Below are 21,568 nucleotides of genomic sequence, written 5' to 3'. Positions count from 1 at the left end.
ATCATCTACTACCCACGATATAGTTAAAGTTTACATCTACTGAATCAAGAGAATCCGTTAAAATATGGACCTTCACATTCCAATGTCCGGCCATATTTGTATAAAATCCTTTTGACTCGAAAACACCTGATGAAGCTTGTTTAGCTTGTGTTGTGTTATTACCCATATTCATATCAGTGTTTTTAAAGGTAAGTGTAACTTGTTGAATAGATGTGATGTTTTTATGATTTTTGTCTTTAATCTTAATTGTAAAAGTGTTTTTGCCGACTATATTTGGTGTAGCATGTAGCGATATTGAATAACCTTTATTTTGCTTTACGCCAGTAAATGGACCAGGTGATTCCATTGCAGTAGGCAGATTAGTTAGTAAGGATGATAGTGCGAGTACGATCATTCCGACACTGATTTCAATCCAAACTGATTTGCCTAATTTATTTTTACTGCGTCTTCCTTTAATAAAATGGATTAAGCCTAATACCAACATGACAAGGAATAAAAGTATTTTCCCACATAAAACCTTTCCATAGTTTGTATGTAATAAAGAGTAAAGGTTAGGGATATAGTTTAAACTTGCATAAATACCACTTACTAAAAGTAGTGTAACTGATATAGTTGCCCATTTTGAATATCGTTGGATGGTTTTCCAATAATCTGCGTTATTCTCTTTTTCTATTTGTACTCTAGGAAGTAAATAACATATTCCTATTAATCCTCCTAGCCAAATTGAAACAGAAAGTAAGTGGATAAAATCAAACAGAATTGGTAAAAATTCATTTTCCGTTGCTGCATGGCCAATAAATGCTTTTGTAAGTAATAAGAAAGCGCAGATTACAAACGCACTTAGCCACCAATAAAATGTGTTTTTTTGTTCCTTTTTACAAGCCATATACAATGAATTAGCTAGCACCATTAATAATAGAAGTTGGATGATCCAAACACTTCCAAACTTAGTGTTGTTTATTGTTTCCATAAGTAAGTTCTTATGAAGAACGGCTTGCCATGTTCCATTCGTATAATTTTTTGTCTCAACAATCAGGCTTAAAAGGACACTAAATAATAGCCCGAAATAGGAGAGTAACAATAAACCTTTTGTCTTATTAAAGGCCATTGTGCGATTGGTTTTATCGCTTTTGTAAACAAATAAGCCAAAAAATAAAAGGCCAACAAATAAAAATAAACTAATGTATTCGATCCAATAAGTCCCCATTACATCTGTATTGGATAATGGTTGTGTAGGTTTACTAGAGATATTGGTCTTACTGCCAGCATCTCCTACACTAAATGGAATGACCCCATTAACTGAATGTCCATCACTGGATATAACCTTCCAGACAATATGATAATTGCCATCAGGTAAATTTGGTTTTAAGTTTCCTTCTAAAATTGATTGATTTTGCTTATTAACTTTCCCATCGTGTAAATCAACTCGTTTACCTAATTCATCTAAAACTTGTAAAGAATGAAATGCAGACTGTACTGGTTCATCAAATCGTATTTGAATATGTTGTGGAGATTTAGTAAAAGTCTCATTCTCGTAAGGTGTAGATTTTACGATATAGGCATGTGCTGAAGCAATGGATGGAAAATAAAGAGCAGCAATCAATAAAATTAAGAAAGAAAACCCTATTTTGCGAGATTTTATTATTTTGAGTCACCTCTATATCTACTTTTTGGTATGAGCTAGATGATCAACAACTTCTAAATTCTAAATTAAAATTGTGATAGAAGTGTGATAATCTATAAATATTTATTAAATTTAATTGGAATATTTTAATTCATACTACAAAAGTCCTCAGATAGTAAAATTATTTAACTGCATTTATTCCTTTATGCATGCTTATTTTAAATTACATGAAACAAAAAAAATCCGCAAGAAATCTAATTATCTTGCGGATTTTCGCTATGACGAAGCCCTTGGACTTACATTTATTTTACAAGTAACTTACCAACTGAATTAGATGGTTCTAATGAAATTTGGTATTCCCCTTTTAAAGGATTATTTAATAAGAGGATATTTTTACCGGTTTTCAATGGAATATTAATACCCAAGTCTGCAGAGGTCAATTTTGGGTTTTCTGCGCTTCCTTTTTCTACATCAACAATAATTTTAGTCATTGTCTCAGGTTTAAAGATTGTATTCTTCGGACTAAAACCTGAAGCAGTTACGTGAATTGTTGCGTATTGAAGGTCATTTTGGTCATCTTGTTTTGCAGTCTGCTTCTGGGGTTGCCCAATTACACCAACTTTTACTTTATCGATATTCACTGTAAAAATGATTGCCCATATAAGAAGGGCTGAAATTAATAGTACTGTACTGTTTGATGACCCAATCAGTATTCTCTCGTTTTTTCCTTCTATTATATGCTTCTTTTTTTGAGGTGAATTTGAAACTAGTTTTCGATCAATGAAAAATAATAATAAATAAATAAAAACGATAAACAGAACGTCCACAATAACGATCGTTATACTTGATGTGAATGTCATATATCCGATCGTTGTCCCCACAAATGCTCCGAGTAGAGACGCTAACATGTCAGTAATTCCTTTATTAAATAGTTTCTTAGTTATACCTAAAATTAAAACTGCTAATAAGACGTCCAAAATGAAAGAGATTAGCAAATTGTAATTTATAGTTAAGATGAATAAGAAACTGATAGTAGCTGATGATACACCAACCATTAAAGAAATCATTGAATAGAACGTACTAGAGAATCGCTCTTTATTTCGATAAATGTGATTTAAACTATAATAAGTAAGAAGGAGTACTAAGAAAAGACTTCCATACTTTAATCCCATGATAACACCTCTAAAATAAGTTTTTTAACTATAGCTTTGATCCAAAGTTCCAGTCAGGATATACGTATTGAACACTTGGAGATTTAGCTGGCTCTGATTTTTCAACGTTTATTTTTATAACTGTTTGCCCATTAAAATTAGTGTTACCGATCGTACCAGTAATTGTTACCCATGAATTATTGACAAATTGCTGTGCATCAGTTGATTCTGCAATAATACCGAATGGTGAAATATCAGCGATACAGTGAGTCATTCCCATTCTTGCAATAATAAATTGATTTCCTGCTAACTTAGGATCTCGATAGATAAACCCCTTAATTTTAATTTGTTTATTTTGGAAATTGTCGACAAACGTATTCATTGATTGAAGCTTTTCGATAAACCATTTGTCTTTCATCTCGATGATATTCTGCTTGTATAATCGCATTCCAAGCTTTGCATAATCTTGATCATATACATTTGTTTTGAACAGTTTCTTAAGCGCAGGGTCCTCATTACCTTTTACTTCTACAGCATGTCCACTAGATGAAGATTGAACAGCCAATCCTTTAAAATTCATTTCCTTATTACTAGCAAGAGAACTTGAGCTCGCATGGTTTGGTAACAGATACCCAAGAAACAGAGGTAATAAAAATAGACTATAAATCAAAATATCCTTCAATATTGATTTTTTAAATAAATGATGGTGCTCATGGCCAAAAACTTGATCGTGACTATGATCATGACCACAATCACAAATAATAACATGCCTTTTTAATGAAAGAACGGCTATATATATTTGAGAGATTACCACAATAAACAGAATACCGGTTGCAATTTTTATATAGATTACAAGCTCAGGTACGATAAATTGAAGTATTTCGTCAGTAAGCGTTAATTGAAAAATATAGATAGCAAGTCCTAAGAGAATAGCAGCTTTAATAAAATGATGAATCGACGTGGAACTAATTTTATGCTTCATAGTAAATCACTGCCTTTATAAATTAATAGACTGCAAGACTAACGTTCCAATTAAAACAAAAATGAAAACCAATGTACAAAGAAGTAGAACAAATCGAGATCTAAACACTGCAAGCATCATCAGGATCCCTTTAATATTAATCATTGGCCCAAAAACCATGAAACCTATTAGTGAGCTCTTTGTAAAGATTGTTTGTAGAGATTGAGCAACAAAAGCATCTGATGTTGAACAAAGGGATAGGATAAAACCAAGACCCATCATAAGGATGTTTGCTGCAGGACCACTATTTCCTACTTCAATTAAACTATTTTGAGAAACAATAATTTGAAGTAGGGCAACGATGATTGAACCAAATACTAAGTATTTACCCATATCAAAAAATTCACTTACTGCATGGCCCATAACTTCAATGAATTTGTTTTTAACTGGAAGAGATGCTGGATCGTGCTGATGATCATGATGGTGATGATTTTCTTTAGTTTGGTCAACTTGATCTCGTAATTGATTTGACTTAACAAATTGAAAAACGATCAGTCCGACGATTAGTGCAACAATGAATGCAAGTCCCATACGATAATATGCAACAACTGGCTGATTTCGAAAAGCAGTTAAAGTTGATAGAAATACAATTGGATTTAAAATTGGACCAACTAATATAAAAGTAACGGCAACATAAAGTGGCATTCCTTTTTTTATTAGTTTACGAATAGCAGGTACCATTCCACATTCACAAATCGGAAAAATGATTCCTAAAACACTAGCCGCAATGATACCTAAAAAAGGATTTTTCGGTATAAATCTTTGAACCATTTGATCCGTAACGAAAACCTGAAGGATTGCTGAAACGAATACACCGATTAAAACAAAAGGTAAAGCCTCGATAATAATACTAATAAAGACCATTTTAAAGACTTGTAGTTTTGCAGTCGAAAAAACAGAGCTCAAGCCTGTAGTGGAAGATAGATATAAAAGAAACACAATGATTAAACTAATAATGATTAGAAAATGTCGATTAGAGCTGGCAGGTTTTCGTTTTTCAATAGCAATGCTTCGCAAAGGATTCACTCTTTCCATTTAAGATATGATGCGTTCAAATAACCAAATTCCACCTAATATAAAAGCAAAGCCAGAGGTAGAAATAATTGCTTTTCCTGAATACTTCGAGCGATGTAATTGAGTTAATAATGGTAATAATAAAAGAACAATTGAAAGCTGTATTACTTCAATTCCAAGGTTGAAGCTAACCAAATCTGCTGCTAATTCACTTTTTGATAGATGCATCGCAGTTAATAAATCTGCAAAGCCCATTCCATGAATTAATCCAAAAATAAACGTTAATACCCAGCGATGATTGATGTTTTTACGGAATATATTTTCAATTGCTACATAACAAATGCTCAGTGCAATTGCAGGTTCGACAATATAGGAAGGTATCGAAATAATTCCTAAAACTGTTAATGTTAATGTCAAACTATGTGCAACTGTAAAAGCAGTAATTACTTTTGCAAACTGCTTAAAGCTTTGTCTTGCGATCAGTAACGAAAGTAAAAACAGTAAATGATCATAACCTGTAAGAATATGATTCATACCGAGTTTTAAAAATGTAATCCATCCTTTAGAAGATGGACTTGTAGTAGAGTCCGAGTTGGATTGTTTTGTTATGACAGGCTGTTGTTTTGTAGGTTGAATTGTATTCGTATCATTGCTTAGTCCCTCATATGCACTGTCACTTAGAATCATAGACCACACACGGCCTTCATCAGAAAGAGCGGCAGTACTACTTTCCTTCCCGTAGTTCACTTTCAATAAATCAACATAAGTGGTACTCGTGTTTGAATCATCTTTGTACAAACTATCAGATAGCATAATAGATTGAGAGGGTTGGATTGCCGGGTAATCAACATTAACGATCAGTTGTGTGGCATCGCCTTTTCGATTAAGCTCCAGCTTATTTATTTTTGTCCAATTTTGTTTTTCTCCGTTAATTTTTAAAGTGATGTTGTTTTGGATAGTAGATTCAATTTTTTTCTTAATTGCCTCAAATTCATTTTGGTCTAACATTCCGTTCTTATTAACATCACCACCAGTTAATTCCATGACGGAAACTTCATCTAAAGCAAAGTTCATTGTAGTTTTTGATTTTAAAAGATTTAATGTCGTGTAGCTTGCGCTTAATGAGTGAGCTTCAACTGTTACAAATGATGTGCTAAAAAAAATAAGAATGCATAAAAATAGGGGAAAAGAACGACGTAATTTATTTGTTTTTAAGAAAAAAATACTATTTTTCATTTGTCTCCTCCGGGAAATAAAATAGAAAGATATTGTTATCGTACATAGTAAACATTACAGAATTGTTATATAATTGTAAAGAGTTTGTAATTTTTAGCAAATTTTGTAGAAATTGCTCGTTTAAACATAATATAGTTAATGGGCGATCACTATATTTGGTGAAGGGAGGGACGAAACTGAACCATTATTTCCCAATAGTAAAATAGTCTTGTGTTTTTGGAGAAAGATTTTAGTTGTTTTGAAATAATAATTAAAGTGGGGAAATTTTCATGCACAAAATAATGCAAAGATACAAAAGGTATTTGGGTCTTTTGACTACGATACTGTTGCTATTATCAACAGTTAGTCCACAAATGGCTAAAGCAGCCGCCGCAACTACTTTAGCGAAATGGGATTTTAGTAACGGACAAGTAACTACACCGTCCGCTGGAATTCCTGAAAATATGACTAGTAATATAACAACGACTGGTTCCAAAGTTACTGGGTATAATGCCGGCCCATCTGGAAATACAGTTATTAACGCAAATACATGGTCAAATAATAGTTCATATTGGGAAGTTTCGTTATCAACAAAAAACTATGAAAATATAACTCTTTCATCTAAACAATATAGTTCTACAACAGGTCCGAAAGATTTTAAACTACAATATAGTTTAGATGAAAATACATGGGTTGACGTACCCGATGGTTCTATTTCAAATGGAAGTGCTACATGGACAAGTGGGGGACAATTAATCAATGTAGCGTTGCCAAAAGAGACAAACGATCAGAGTTTAGTTTACTTAAGATGGATTGTCAATTCAGCATTAGCTGCTAAAAATGATGGGTCTAATTTTAGTACTACGACAGGTACAAGTCGTATTGCTGATATCGTTATTAACGGTGAGTCGATTGGAGCTCCAACATTAGAAAAAACAGCTACTCCTGACGCAACAAAAATAAATTATTCTACAAATTCAACAGTAACTGGAAATGCGGGAGCAGTCGCAAATAATTCCGTTGTAAAGGTTTATTATGATGATAATAAATTAGCTGGTACGACGACGGCTGCTGCGGATGGATCATTTACTACTACAATTACCAATTCACAATCAAAATCGGTTGTATATGTTACTGCACAAGAAAACGGGAAAGCTGAAAGTGATAAAGTTTCAGTAAATTTCTCAGGTACTATTGTTCAGAAAACAGCTGCTCCGATCGCTACAAAAATTTCTTTTGATTCGTATACAAATGTATCAGGTTCTGCCGGAGCAGTTGCAAGTAATGCAGTTGTAAATGTCTATTTTGATGACAGTACTATTGTAGCTACTACAACAGCGGCAGCAGATGGTTCATTTAACGTAACATTTGCAAATCCTCAAATGAAATCAGTCATTAATCTAGTTGCTCAAGAAGCAGAGAAGAGTCCTAGTGAAAAGACTGCCGTAAATTATACTGGTCCAACTGAAAACCCAAAAGTTATTTCACCAGGTGACGTAGCATTTAGCCAAATCTATGTAAATGGTGGTAATGGGGGAGCATTCTACAAAACAAAGTTTTTTGAACTCTATAATAATACAGATAAAGATATTAATTTAATGGGCTGGTCAATTGCTTATACTTCAGCATCAACAATGAACTTTGGAGCTGGGCAAGCATTATCAGGCGTTATTAAAGCACATGGTTACTTCTTAATAGCAGGTAGTACGGGTACGACAGGACAAGCACTTCCAGTTACTCCAGATATTACAACTACGTTAAACCCAAGTGGTTCAACAGGTGGCGCATTAGTACTTGCAAAGAAAACGACTGCTGTTACTGGTGTTGATGATCCAGATGCAGTTGATTTATTAGCATTTACGAATGGTACAGCAGTATACAAAAACCCTTTATATTGGGGAAGTCCAATTTCAGACTCTACAATTGGTGGAGGTACGATTCAACGTAAAACAAATATTGGTACAGACCCACGTTCAGCATACGGAATTGGAAACGGCTGGTTTACAAAAGACCCTTCAAAAGATTTTGTCTTAAATAAACCAACAAGTGCGAACTATTCCGATGAAATGGCTGTCCATAACTCAAAATTTATGCTTTCTCCAGATGATTCTAAAATAGCTTATACAAAAGCGAATGGGTCATCATCTGTAACGGGACAAGCTGGCTCAGTACCTGCTTCATCGACTGTAAAAGCTTATTTTGAGAATGAAGGTAAATTAACAAGTGCCGGGCAAGTAACAGCAGAAGCTGACGGTTCATTTACTTTAAGTTTGACAGATTCAAGTGATCATTCAGTAATCTATTTAACAGAAACTGATTCTTCACAACCTACTCCAAAGGAAAGTTATTACTCTAGAGTAGATGTGGCTGGTAATTCAAAATCAGTTACTTCAATTAGTGATTTAAGAAAAAATGATGACAAAGGATTTCCAATCAATAATGGCTATTCCACTACAATTGAAGGAGTAGCAACAACAGATAATCAGCCTAATGGTGATGTGAATACAAATTTCTTTATTCAAGATTCGACTGGTGCAATCAATGTTATTAATCACATGAATCCTTCAACTACGATTCAAGCTGGAAATAAATATAGCATCGATGGACGAGTTGTATTTACAGCGGGGATGACGGAATTTATTCCAACAGCTATTCGTTTCGTTGGAAATGATCAAACACCGGCAGCTAAAAGTATCACAATCGGTGAGCTAAATGAGGCAACTGAAAGTAAATTAGTGTCATTTACTGGAAAGGTCACAAATATTCCAACAGAAGGTCCAAATTACGATATTACAGTAAGCGACGAATCAGGCGATAATTTAGCAATCGTACGTATTCAAGGATCTTTAGATAATATCGAACAAGGTCAATCTTATACTTTTACAGGTATAGTTAACCAATATAAAAAAGCTGCACCTTTTACTAGTGGATATCTACTTATTCCAAGAAACGCAAGTGATGTAAAAGGGCAATTAGTGTTAACTCATACTCCGATTACAAAAGCTTATACAGGAATGGACGCTGCTTTTAATGCGATTGCAAAGAACGCAGATTCAGTTACGCTTTATTATAAAGGAGAAAATGAGGCTACTTATCATTCAGTAAATATGGAAACTGCAGACCATATTAATTACAATGGGAAAATTTTAGAAGCAGATGTTCCAAAGTTAAAATTCTACTATTATATCGAAGCGGAAAATGCTGAAGGTAAACAAGCAGTAGGAAGTTCTTCAAAACCTTTAGAAGTAAATGTAGTAGATGACCAAGATGGTCCTAAATTCTATAATGAGTTACCTGCAAATGGTGATAAAACTGATTCTAGACATCCTGAAATCGTTGTAAAAATGGATGACCCAAGTGGAATTAATCTTTCATCAGCAACTATTTCAATCGATGGCCAAGATAAAACGTCAATCGCAACGATTAATGATACAGAAATTAAGTTAAATCTTACAACTGCTAATGAATTAGCTGAAGGTGAGCATACAATATTAGTGTCTGCAAAGGATAAATTAAATAATCCTTCTACCTTTACATGGAAATTCACAGTTACAGAAAGATTTACTGGTGGAAACCATTATCGTGGAACGACGCACAATCATACGAATATTTCACATGACGCTGCAGGAAGTCCTGAAGAAGCGTTAAAAGCAGCTGAAAAGTATCATTATGATTTCTTTGCTTTCTCAGATCACTCTCACGATATCGATGCAGACCTTGTTAATAAAGACACTGTCGATCGTAAAGGCTTTAAAGAGAGAACAGGCGGAGCAAACTGGCAGTTAACAAAGGATTTAGCAAAACAATATACGAAAGATGGTAAATTCGTTGTTTTCCCTGCGTTTGAAATGACATCAACTACTTGGGGTCACTCAAATGTATTCGGAACAGAGAACTTTATTGATCGCGTAGTAGATGGTGGAGCTTATCAAAATTTACAAAAGTATTATGGATGGGTATTAACGTACGACAATATTGTAGCGCAATTCAACCATCCAAAAATGTCTGCAAATGCATTCGATAACTTCATCCCTTATAACAAAAATTTAGACAAGCTATTTACAATGCTTGAAGTAGGGAACGGATCAGGAAAGTATTCTTATGCGAACGCTGAAGATAGCTACTATAGTGCACTTGATATCGGCTGGCATGTTGCACCAACTTATGGTGAAGATAACCATGATGCTACATGGGGTCAAACGAAAAAGCGTACTGTAATCGTAGCAAAAGATTTAAGCCAAGATGCTTTACTTGATGCAATGAAAAACAGACGTGTTTATATGACAGAGGATCCAAACTTTTCATTGGATGTATCTGCAAGTGGTTTTTATATGGGATCAACAGTGGATACTGATACTTTAGATTTTAATATATCAGGTAAAGATCCAGTTTTAGAACAAGCAAGTGATTCTGATTATAGCTATATTAAAACTGCTTCTAACGATGCAATCGCTAAAGTAGAATTAATTACAAATCATGGAACAGTGGTAGATAAGTATGTTCCGACAAACGATTCAACTTCATTTAATTGGAAGCCAAGCTTTACTGTAGTTGGTGGACAACAATGGTTCGTTGTTAAAGTAACACAAAAAGATGGAGACCAAGTTTATTCAGCACCTATTTGGTCACAACAAAAAGACTTAGCAGTAAAAGTTAGTGATGTGACGACGAAAGATGGAGCGATTATTGGTGGACTTTCAGCTGATTTAACAGCGGGAATTAGTAATCAAGGAACTTTAGATGTTAAGCAAGTAACTGCTCATTTCTATTATGACAGTATTGATGCTAATCATTTTATTGCAGATGCTTCTATTGATTCACTTCCATCTAATACATCAGCAAGTGCTAGTGTTACATGGACGAACCCAGTTCCAGGTACACATAATATTATTGTTGTATTAACGGCAGCTGACGGACATGACCTCGGTAATAATAAATACGAGCAATCATTTACGATTAAGGCTCCTTTAAACAAAGTTGTCATGATTGATGGATCTCATAATAATGAGAATTCGAAACAAGATACTGGCACATATAAAGACAATTTTAAATTATTCACAACTTTAATGAAGCAACAAGGCTATACTGTAGCAGAAAATGCATCGCCGCTTACAGAACAAGTATTGAAAAATGTTAGTGTGTTGGTCATTACACATCCAGCTTCAGCTTATTCTGCAAGTGAAATTTCTGATATTAATAATTTCGTGAAAAATGGTGGATCTTTATTACTAACAGAAAAGAGTAATTTTGGTGCAACAAATCAAAATGTAAATAGTATTTTATCTGGTGTAGGATCGAGTATCCTAGTAAACAATGATGGAGTTTTTGATGAAACAACTGACGGAAACTTCTGGGGTACACCACTGACAGCTAATTATGCTGTAAGATTACACCCAACACCGAACAAAAAAACGACGTTAACAGACTTCGTGCCAACTATTGAATTCTATAGTGGATCAAGTCTTGCTAAAAATGACGGTTCTGGAAATAAAGTCGCATTGACTGACAGTGATACTGTCACAGTTATAGCTAAAGGAAATGAGTCTACATTCCAAGATACAACTACGATCAAACCGGATACTGTAAAATATAATGTTCAAACTTCTAATGGGAAAAATGGACCTCCACTAGATCAAGTTACTGGCGGTTCTAGCATTCCGATTATTGCTTCTGAACAAGTAGGAAATGGTAGAGTGTTTGTTTCAGGTATGAATATCTTTAATGATAAACAAATGGATCAAACATATAATCCAAAAGGAAATGACCCATTTGCTGTAAATGTTGTAAATTGGTTGTCACAGATTAATCCAGAAGTAAAATCAATGGGTGATGCTCGTAAGCTTACGGAAGGTACGAATGTCGTTGTTGAAGGAACTGTTACAGCTACTTCATTCTTTGATGCAGCTTATATTCAAGACAGTACTGGTGGAATTATGGCCTTTAACGATGTACCAGCAGGTAGTTTAGAAGTAGGAGACAAAGTACGCGTATACGGTCATATAAAAATCTTTGAAAACAACTTCGAGTTAGAGTTTGGTAGTTTTGCAGAAAGTATTGTAAAGCTTGGCAAAGGAACGCCAATTGAGGCGAAGGTTGTTAGTACTAAAGATTCAAATAATGATGAAAATCAAGGTCAATTAGTCAAAGTAATTGGTAAAGTAGTTTCTAAGTATGACGATAATTCCTATGTAATCGATGATGGTTCAGGACCAACATTAGTATTCACAGATGGATATGTTGTGAATCAAAGCGGTCCAGTACCAAACTTGAATATTGGAGATACGTTAGAGGCAACGGGACTAGCAGGTAAATTCTCAGAAGGAAATCGTATACGAGTGAGAGATACGAAAGAATTAGTGGGAACTCATACTGCAAAACCGAAAGCTCCAGTAGTAAATGCTCTATCTGATCAAGATGAAAAAATTACTGGAACGACTGAAGCAGGAACAAAAGTAATTGCAAAAGTAAATGATAAAGAAATCGCAAATGCAATAGCGGACAACTCTGGCAACTTTGAAATGAAGATTACAAAACAAGTAGCTGGTACGAAAATCGTGGTAACAGCGGTTGACTCAGCAAATAATGAAAGTGACGGAGTAGAAGTAATTGTTAGTGATAAAACAGCACCAAACGCGCCTGTTGTAAATGAAGTACAAGATAATAGTACAACTGTAACAGGTAAAGCAGAGGTGGGATCAACAATTACAGTTTCAAAAGGAAGTGTAATTATAGGTCAAGCAGTAACAAATCAAGATGGTAACTTTAGCGTTTTATTATCTTCAAAACAAACTGCAGGAACAAAATTATCAGTTGTTTCAACAGACAACGCTGGTAATATAAGTTCGGTAACTGAAGTCATTGTAGTTGATAAGACAGCTCCTATAAAACCAGTAGTAAATGGTATATCTGATAAAGATGAGAAAATTACTGGAACGACTGAAGCAGGGGCAAAAGTGATTGCAAAAGTGAATGGTAAAGAAATCGCTAACGGAATAGCAGATAGTAATGGTCACTTCGAAATGAAGATTTCGAGACAAGTAGTTGGCACGAAAGTTGTGGTAACGGCTATCGATTCAGCAAATAATGTAAGTGATGGAGTAGAAGTTATTGTAAGTGATAAAACAGCTCCAAACGCGCCTGTTGTGAATCAAGTACAAGATAATAGTATGGCTGTAACAGGTAAAGCAGAGCCAGGAACGACAATTTCAGTTTCAAAGGGAAGTGTGGTTTTAGGACAATCGGTAACGAAACAAGATGGTAGCTTTAGTGTTTCATTATCATCAAAACAACCTGCAGGAACAAAATTATCAGTTGTTTCAACAGATAACGCAGGTAATAAGAGTCCGGTAACTGAAGTCATTGTAGTGGATAAAACAGCTCCAATGAAACCAGTTGTTAATTTAGTAAAAGATACTGATACTCATGTAACTGGTACCGCAGAAGTAGGTTCAACAATATTTGTTTCTGTTGGAAATAAGGTTCTAGGTTCAGTAAAAACCAATTCTAAAGGAAGCTTTGATGTTTTAATTACAAAACAAAAAGCCGGAACAGTATTAACGGTTGTTTCCGTTGACTCAGCAGGAAATAAAAGTTCACAAGTTCAAGTAACAGTTGCAGATAAAACACCACCAGTGAAACCAGTTGTGAATGCAGTAAAAGATTCCGATACGAAAGTTTCAGGAAAAGGTGAAGCTGGTTCAACAATTAAGGTTTCTGTAGCAAAAACACTTGTAGGACAAGGTACTGCAGACAAAGCTGGAATATTCAGCATTACTTTAAAATCAAAGCTAAAAGCAGGTACAGTATTATCGGTTGTGTCTATTGATAAAGCAGGAAATAGTAGTTCAATAGTTCAAGTGAAAGTAATCGATAAAACACCTCCAAAGGCACCAAGTGTAAATTCGGTAACAGATAAAACGAAATCTATTACAGGAACGGCTGAAGCAGGATCTAAGGTAATTGTTAAGAGTGGTTCGACTAAATTAGGAGAAGCAACTGCTAATAGTATTGGTAAATTTACGATTACAATTAAATCTTACTTAAAGGTTGGTACGACTTTAACAATAACAGCTACAGATAAGAGTGGGAACACAAGCCCAGTAACAAAGGTTAAAGTAAAAAAACCTGTATCAAACTCATTTAGTCAAAGTGTTGTAAAGTGGATAGCAAGTATACATTTTTGATTTTAGAGTAAAAAAAGTATTAGCGTAATGAAATGCACCTCGAAAGTTAGTCAACCACTAACGTTTAGAGGTGCATTTTTTTACTAAATTTAAGTAGATACTTTTTATGAATTAATACATTAGTAAAATCTGGGGGATGTTATATATCATTATGAATTCGCTAAAATAAAATATATAATATTACTAATATGTTCATAGTTTTTCAAAATCTTATATGATATTATGAAACTATAAATCACGGAAACGTGATTAATACATAATAAGGAGTGTTAATAGCATATGGCAATTTCTTTACAAAAAGGTCAAAAAGTCGACCTTACAAAAGGAAGAGCGGGACTTTCTTCTTTAACTGTAGGTCTAGGATGGGATCCAGTGAAAAAAAGTGGTGGTTTCTTCGGATTTGGTAAACAAGAAAACATTGACTGTGACGCTTCCGTTTTAATGTTAGATGAAAATGACAAGTTAAGAAGTGCAAGTGATGTAATCTATTTTGGTAACAAAAAAAGCTCATGCGGTAGCGTAGTACATTCTGGAGATAACCTAACAGGTGATGGAAACGGTGACGATGAGCAAGTCTTTGTTAATTTGAATAAGGTTCCTTCTTATGTCCATAAACTTGTATTTGTTGTAAACATCTATGCTTGCTTTCAACGTAAGCAAGATTTCGGAATGATTAAAAATGCATTTATCCGTGTAGTAGACAAAGCTTCAAACTCTGAGTTAGTAAACTATAACATCACTGATAGTTATTCAGGTTTAACTGCATTATTCACTGGTGAGATTTATCGTCATAATGGCGAATGGAAATTCTCAGCAGTTGGAGAAGGAACAAAAGATATAGCGCTTGAAAAAATCGTTCAACGTTTTCAATAAATAAAGTAATAAATAATATGAAGAAAAAAGGAGTGCAATTAAAATGACATTAAACTTATTAAAAGGACAAAAAGTAGATTTAACAAAAACAAATCCTGGTTTAACAAATATTGTTGTTGGTTTAGGTTGGGACACTAATAAGTACAATGGTGGAAATGACTTTGATTTAGACTCATCAGTATTTTTATTAAATGGCGCTAGTAAATGTGCTTCTGAACAAGATTTTGTTTTCTATAATAACACTGTAGGTGGAAATGGATCAGTTGAACACCATGGTGATAACAGAACTGGTGCTGGCGATGGAGACGACGAGCAAGTAACAGTAAATCTTACAAACGTTCCTGCTTCAGTTGAAAGGATTGCATTTGCGATTACGATTCATGACGCAGAAGCACGTAACCAAAATTTTGGACAAGTAAGTAACTCGTATGTTCGTATTTTAAACGAATCAAACGGTGAAGAGTTAGTTCGCTATGATTTAGGTGAAGATTTCTCAATTGAAACTTCAGTAGTTGTTGGTGAGTTATATCGTCATAATGGCGAATGGAAATTCAATGCAATTGGTAGTGGATACCAAGGTGGTTTAGTTTCATTAGTTAGAGATTACGGCTTAGACGCTTAAGGCTCCATCAGCATAGAAAGTAATAGTTAAAAGGGGAACGTTCAAATTCCCCTTTTCTTTATCGTTTAGTACATCTTTAGAAAATGAAGCTGCCATTAGAGGAGAGGAGTAGTCTAAAAATAGGTCAATTTTTGGATGAAACTTTGGCAAACAACGTCTATCTAAACATGAACGAATTTCTAACGATGTCCTAGATTGTAAATAGTTAACTAAAAGAAATAGAAATAATTCCCTTAAATGGATTTATAATGCAATGAAATAACGGTTGTAATCACTTAAAAAGTAAATATAGGAATCTCTTGTTCCTATTATGTAATGTTCTCATACAGTATCACCCTTTGGTTCATGAGTTACATTTACCTCATAAGTATTATATTTGGATAATATGTAGATGTTAGGGGTGGGATTTTGAGTAAACAAAGAAATACGATAAATTTAAACGATCCAAGCTTACTTAGTTCGCGTCAGGCTTGTCAAGAATGGGGAATCAATGACTCAACATTAAGGAAAAGAATAACTGATTTTCCAGACGGTACGATACGTAAATTTGGTTCATCTTGGGTAGTAACTCGTGAAGGCATGTCAGTAGTTTTCGGGCAACCTAAAGCGAAATAATTACATCGGAAAGGAGTATTTAAATATGTCTGCGATTAACCCAAAAAAGATGGATATTAATCAGCATGATTGGTTGAGTAGTTTAAAACAACCATCTACATTAAGACGTTCTTACGAAGAGGAAAGCGAATCAATCAGTTTCAATCAAGTTGCTTGGCGAATTTTAGGGACAACCATTGACGAAGATGAGTATTTTGAAAATCTATACGAACTAGTACACGATGATTCACTAAATGCGTTTCTATTAAGTGAAGGCTTGGACAAGACAATTTCGAATGATCTGTTTCAAGCAGTACAAAGAATATTAACAATAAATACTGCTGAAAATGGGTTGTCAGTAAACAGACTTATTGCATTCCTTGATGGTGAGAGATTAATTCCTAAACATGAGAATCAGCATATACATAGATATATTCGCGAGCAAATTAAAACTGTATTTACTACGTTTAAAGATTCGCATAAAAATGGATTCCTAGATAGTAATTTTAGGAGAGTAATAGTTGATCTAGTGAAATGGTTACATAATCATGTGAATAAATGGATTGAGGATTTCCCTAAGAATTCACCTCTTATATTATGGTATGGTGACACGTCATTAAGTGAATGTTATTTCCTTTACTTACTAATATTATTAGGCTTTGATATTGCTATATTTCATCCTGAAGGGAAAGATTTATTAGCTAATTTGGTAGGCCAAGAGAAAAATGAAATAACAATATTACCTTCATCGAGTGCGTTAATACCATTTCCAATTGAAAAACCAGTTAGAAAGAGTACGGTTGCTCATAGAGCATCGATGGAAATTGAGAAATTATTGCATACCGATGATTCATTATTATATAAACCATGGCAATTTAGAAATTATGCTCCAAGATCAATTACATTAAAGACTACCTATGACGAATTATTCATTTTACATAAGGAAAGAGCAATGTTACGTCCAAACTTCCAAGTAAAAGCTAATTTTGTTGAAATACCGGTTTTCTTTATTAAAATTTTAGGTGTAACGAAAAATCGCCGTGAGTATTGGGAAAAGATTAATCAATTAACTGAAGCAAATTTAACACATAAAATAGATATATTTCCTTTTAGTCAATTAGTTAAAGGGAACCAACAATATCATTATCAAAATGCTTTAGGGCCTGATGGCTTACTTGACCCTAATAGTATGATGGCTAGTAATTGGTGGAGATATAAAGAACTTCCAAGTGGATTACAGTTTGGCCTTGCTTCTGCAATTTCTAGATATGTTGAACGCGCAAATATTAAAGTGTTACCAAACGAAACAAAAGAACAAACGCAACTATTTTTATTTAGTCAATCAATGAATATACCAAACGAAGTGTTGAGATTACTACAACAATTTGATTACACTCAGCAAATACCGAAATTAATTATTTATAATACTGAAAAAGATGGCGAGCTAAGTAGAACTGATGCAGCATTACTTCTATTATTAAATGAGTTTGGAATCGATCTAGTTTTACTTAATCCTACAGGTCAGAATGATATTGAATTATTCGTAGACGACAAGTCATTTGACTCTCATTGGCTTGATGAGGTTACTTTTGATAGTGAGTTTCAAGCATTACGTGCACCAGGACAGTCAATAATTAAAACGCTATTTAAAAAAATAGTTAAATAAAGGGGAGCTTAAAATGTCTGTAAATACACTTACTAGTTTAGAAAATCAAGATGAAATCATAAAAGCTAATCCAAATGAAATGAAATTACAATTAAGAAACGAACCGGAAGTACATCGTTTAGCTAATTCAATCGATTACAAAAATCAAATTGCTTTATTAGAGTATGGAAAAGAACCAGCGAATGAAATTTCAACTTTCTCAGGCAAAATATTAAATACGATTAAGGCTTCAAGTATGGAAGAATCTAGCGTTCTATTAAAGCAATTGGGTAAAATTATGGACCGCTTTGATGCGAAGGATTTTGCAGAGGAAAAAGGATTTCTTTCTAAAATTTTTAATCGCGGACAAAAGTTAATCGATAAGTTATTTGATAAGTATCAATCAATGGGGACTGAAATTGATAAGGTTTATATCGAAATTACAAAGTATGAACATGAAATGAAGTCATCTACAAATACATTAGAACAACTTTACGAGCAAAATGTCATGTATTATTTGGATTTAGAAAAATATATTGTAGCTGCAGAATTGAAAGCCGAAGAGCTAAAAACTCAGCTTCCTGCATTAACAGAAAGAGCTGGAACTGGTAATCAGCTTGCTATGATGGAATTAGACACTTTAAAAAATGCGATTGAGCTAATTGAACAACGTACTTATGATTTAGAAATGGCGAAACAAGTGGCATACCAATCAGCACCACAAATTCGTATGTTACAACGTGGTAATACAAAATTGATAGGTAAAATTAACTCAGCATTTGTAACAACAATTCCAATCTTTAAAACGGCATTAATTAATGCGATCTCGGCAAAGAGACAAAATTTAGTAGCTCAATCTATGGATGAGTTAGATAAGAGAACTAATGAATTATTATTACGCAATGCGAATACAATTTCACAGCAAAGTGTTGATATTGCTAGATTATCAGGTGCACCTAGCATTAAAATCGAGACGATGGAAGAGACTTGGAATATCATTATGAAGGGTATGCAAGAAACGAAAGCGATTGAAGAAGAAAATAAAGTTCAACGCGAACAAGGTAAATTGCGCTTAGAGCAGCTTCAGGAAAACTTCATTAAACTTAAGCAAGGAAACTAGGTTTTATAGCATCTAATAAATAGAAGTCAGTAGATAAACAGCTACTGACTTTTATTTATATTAAATAAGTAACTGTGCGGGTATTAACCAACTTTGTAAGTTAAAGAGTATTTGTTGCTTCCTGGCTAGTCTTTTTAGTTAATTTTTAATACTTTTATTTTGAAAAAATGTTATTATAATATAATGAGATGAAATGAAATGTTATTTCCTAATTACATATGTTACTAAAAAAAGTTGATTAGATTCGATTCATTTATTAAATTGCTTGATTGATAATTAAACAATTCTGAAAGTTCAGTATCAACTGTGAAATGTATTGACATTGATTCTCGGTCCAGTATAATAAATAATTGAAAATGATTATCAACATCAACATATAATTAAGGAGAGACAGAAATGATTAGCAATATGAAAATGCCTAAAATACTTGGGATTGTAATGTCTTTATTATTAATAATTGGTCTAGTTGGCTGTTCGTCAGATTCAAGTAAAAAGTCTGATAAAAAGTCTTCAAATGAATCCGCTGTCACAATTGATACTAAATTTGGTAAAGTGGAAATCAAAGGACATCCTAAGCGCGTAGTAGCTCTAGGTTGGGGAGATGCAGAGACTGCATTAAGTCTTGGAGTTGAACCGATTGGTGCAAGTGACTGGCTTGCTTTTGGTGGAGACGGTGTTGGACCATGGTTAAAAGGTACATATAAAAAGTCACCAACTATTCTTGGTACAATGGAACTTGATTACGAGAAAATTGCTTCACTTAAACCAGATTTAATTCTTGATGTAAAATCTTCAGGTGATGAAGAACGATATAAACGACTTTCAGAAATTGCTCCAACGGTTGGAGTTCCTAAAGATGGAGATAATTATTTAACTTCTACTAAAGAACAAGTACAAATGATTGCTCAAGCTCTTGGTAAAGTTAGTAAAGGAGAACAACTTCTTAAGGACGTAGACGTAGCATTTGATAAAGCTGCTAAAGCAAATCCTGAATTTGCAGGTAAAACGATTGCAGTTGGTGCTTACGATTCTTCAGGTTTCGGTGCATACGTAAAAGGAGATTCTCGTGTTGATTTTGTAACGCGACTTGGTTTCAAAAATAAAGAAGAGATCGAAAAATTAGCAAAAGGTAATTTCTTTATTAAAGTTGCTGATGAAAAGTTAGATCTTTTAAACGCTGATCTTACTCTTGTATTACCTATTTTTGTTGATCCAAAAGAGATTACTAACAATAAACTTTATCAGAAGATTCCTTCTGTAGCTGATGGAAGATCATTAATTCTTGATACGAATTCATCAAACGCATTTTCAACGGGAACGGTTCCTGCATTATTATGGGCAATCGATAATTTACCAAAACAATTTAAAACAGCATTAGAAGGCGGGGAGTAATACAGTGAGCGCGATGAAGCAACCAAAAAACAAAACGACTCAAGTAGTTGGGACAAATAAAAAGACAATTACTTCAATACGGTTGCAACGGTTTTTGGGCTTCATCGTAGCACTTTTACTTTTGGTAGCCGTAGTATTTTTAAGTTTAATGATCGGTGCGAAGTCTATTCCACCTAGAGTTGTGTGGGATGCGTTGTTTTCACCAAACAACAGCTATGACCATACGATCATTCTTACTACTCGGGTTCCTCGAACACTAATTGCACTTATAGTTGGACCTGCTTTTGGCTTAGCAGGTGCATTGATTCAAGTACTTACCAGGAATCCGCTAGCGGACCCTGGTATTCTTGGTGTTAATGCAGGTGCAGCTTTTGCAGTAGCTATAGGAGTTGGTGTATTTTCTGTTACATCGATGTCCGCCTATATGTGGTTTGCACTAGCAGGAGCATTAGTAGCAACAATTGCTGTGTATATTATTAGTGGAGGCGCAGGTAAAAAAGCACCTACGCCTGTACAAATTACATTAGCTGGGGTTGCGCTCGGGGCCACATTGAGCGGAATTACAACATCATTAACATTAATAAATAGTAAGGCATTCGCACGAATGTTGAATTGGAGCGTTGGGACATTAGCTAGAAGAAGTCTTGATGACCTTTGGCTTGTTCTTCCTATTTTAATAGTTGGAGCCTTACTTGCTTTTGTTATAACTCCGGCATTAAATGCGATCGCATTTGGAGACGATCGTGCATCATCATTGGGCGTAAATGTTGGTGTGACTCGTACAATCGGATTAATTGCCATCACTTTATTGGCCGGTGGTGCAACAGCAATAGCTGGCCCAATTGGTTTTATAGGCTTGATGGTGCCACATTGTGTACGATGGTTTGTTGGCCCAGACCAATTTTGGATCTTTTTATACTCAATTGTAGCAGCACCGATTCTACTCATTTTATCGGATATTATTGGTAGGGTTGTATTGTTACCTTCTGAAGTTCCAGTAGGGATTATCACAGGATTGGTTGGTGCACCGATTCTATTGATTCTTGTTCGTAGACGTAAAGCGAGTGGATTATAATATGAAAATGATTTGTGGCATAAGTTTGAAAGTAAGAAG

At 34.3% G+C, this 21,568-nt stretch carries 13 protein-coding genes; 8 read left to right on the top strand and 5 right to left on the bottom strand.

Annotation, left to right across the window (positions count from 1 at the left end):
- Nucleotide 1: 1 nt before the first annotated feature.
- The 5 genes from CN692_RS08105 to CN692_RS08085 all read right to left on the bottom strand — a co-directional run bounded on the left by CN692_RS08105 (nt 2) and on the right by CN692_RS08085 (nt 6,046).
- The gene (locus tag CN692_RS08105; RefSeq protein WP_098118657.1) at nt 2-1,603 is read right to left on the bottom strand and encodes a copper resistance protein CopC; all 1,602 of its coding nucleotides are present in this window, start codon (nt 1,601-1,603) and stop codon (nt 2-4) included.
- A gap of 323 nt (nt 1,604-1,926) precedes the next feature.
- Nucleotides 1,927-2,796, bottom strand: a complete 870-nt coding sequence (locus CN692_RS08100) for a hypothetical protein (RefSeq protein ID WP_098118656.1) — start codon at nt 2,794-2,796, stop codon at nt 1,927-1,929.
- Between the two features lie 28 nt (nt 2,797-2,824).
- Entirely contained in the window at nt 2,825-3,757 is a 933-nt protein-coding gene (locus CN692_RS08095; protein WP_098118655.1) for a TIGR03943 family putative permease subunit, read from the bottom strand.
- 15 nt (nt 3,758-3,772) lie between these two features.
- Nucleotides 3,773-4,813, bottom strand: coding sequence for a permease (locus tag CN692_RS08090; RefSeq protein WP_257143991.1), 1,041 nt, complete (start codon nt 4,811-4,813; stop codon nt 3,773-3,775).
- Nucleotides 4,814-4,831: 18 nt separating this feature from the next.
- Entirely contained in the window at nt 4,832-6,046 is a 1,215-nt protein-coding gene (locus CN692_RS08085; protein ID WP_098118654.1) for a HupE/UreJ family protein, read from the bottom strand.
- Nucleotides 6,047-6,315: 269 nt separating this feature from the next.
- On the opposite strand from CN692_RS08085, the gene CN692_RS08080 reads away from it, so the two are divergent.
- The 8 genes from CN692_RS08080 to CN692_RS08045 all read left to right on the top strand — a co-directional run bounded on the left by CN692_RS08080 (nt 6,316) and on the right by CN692_RS08045 (nt 21,529).
- Nucleotides 6,316-14,208 (top strand): Ig-like domain-containing protein, encoded by a 7,893-nt coding sequence (locus CN692_RS08080; RefSeq protein ID WP_098118653.1) that lies wholly within the window; start codon nt 6,316-6,318, stop codon nt 14,206-14,208.
- Between the two features lie 279 nt (nt 14,209-14,487).
- Nucleotides 14,488-15,081 (top strand): TerD family protein, encoded by a 594-nt coding sequence (locus CN692_RS08075; RefSeq protein ID WP_098118652.1) that lies wholly within the window; start codon nt 14,488-14,490, stop codon nt 15,079-15,081.
- Between the two features lie 43 nt (nt 15,082-15,124).
- On the top strand, nt 15,125-15,703 hold the full coding sequence (locus CN692_RS08070) for a TerD family protein (RefSeq protein WP_098118651.1): 579 nt from the start codon (nt 15,125-15,127) through the stop codon (nt 15,701-15,703).
- A 408-nt stretch (nt 15,704-16,111) separates the two neighbouring features.
- Nucleotides 16,112-16,318 carry a helix-turn-helix domain-containing protein gene (locus tag CN692_RS08065; RefSeq protein ID WP_257131654.1) on the top strand — a complete coding sequence of 69 codons (207 nt, stop codon included), beginning with the start codon at nt 16,112-16,114 and terminating at the stop codon, nt 16,316-16,318.
- Nucleotides 16,319-16,343: 25 nt separating this feature from the next.
- Nucleotides 16,344-17,963: a YceG family protein gene (locus tag CN692_RS08060; RefSeq protein ID WP_098118650.1), complete on the top strand. Its 1,620-nt coding sequence runs from the start codon at nt 16,344-16,346 to the stop codon at nt 17,961-17,963.
- Nucleotides 17,964-17,976: 13 nt separating this feature from the next.
- Entirely contained in the window at nt 17,977-19,062 is a 1,086-nt protein-coding gene (locus tag CN692_RS08055; protein ID WP_098118649.1) for a toxic anion resistance protein, read from the top strand.
- Between the two features lie 396 nt (nt 19,063-19,458).
- Nucleotides 19,459-20,454, top strand: a complete 996-nt coding sequence (locus CN692_RS08050; protein ID WP_098118648.1) for an iron-siderophore ABC transporter substrate-binding protein — start codon at nt 19,459-19,461, stop codon at nt 20,452-20,454.
- A gap of 13 nt (nt 20,455-20,467) precedes the next feature.
- The gene (locus CN692_RS08045) at nt 20,468-21,529 is read left to right on the top strand and encodes a FecCD family ABC transporter permease (protein WP_257131653.1); all 1,062 of its coding nucleotides are present in this window, start codon (nt 20,468-20,470) and stop codon (nt 21,527-21,529) included.
- The last annotated feature ends 39 nt before the right edge of the window (nt 21,530-21,568 follow it).

Origin of the sequence: Bacillus sp. AFS002410 (assembly GCF_002556365.1) — a bacterium.
Taxonomy (GTDB): Bacteria; Bacillota; Bacilli; order Bacillales; family Bacillaceae_G; genus Gottfriedia.
Note: the sequence above shows the minus strand (reverse complement) of the source record. Positions and strands in the feature narration are given on the sequence as shown.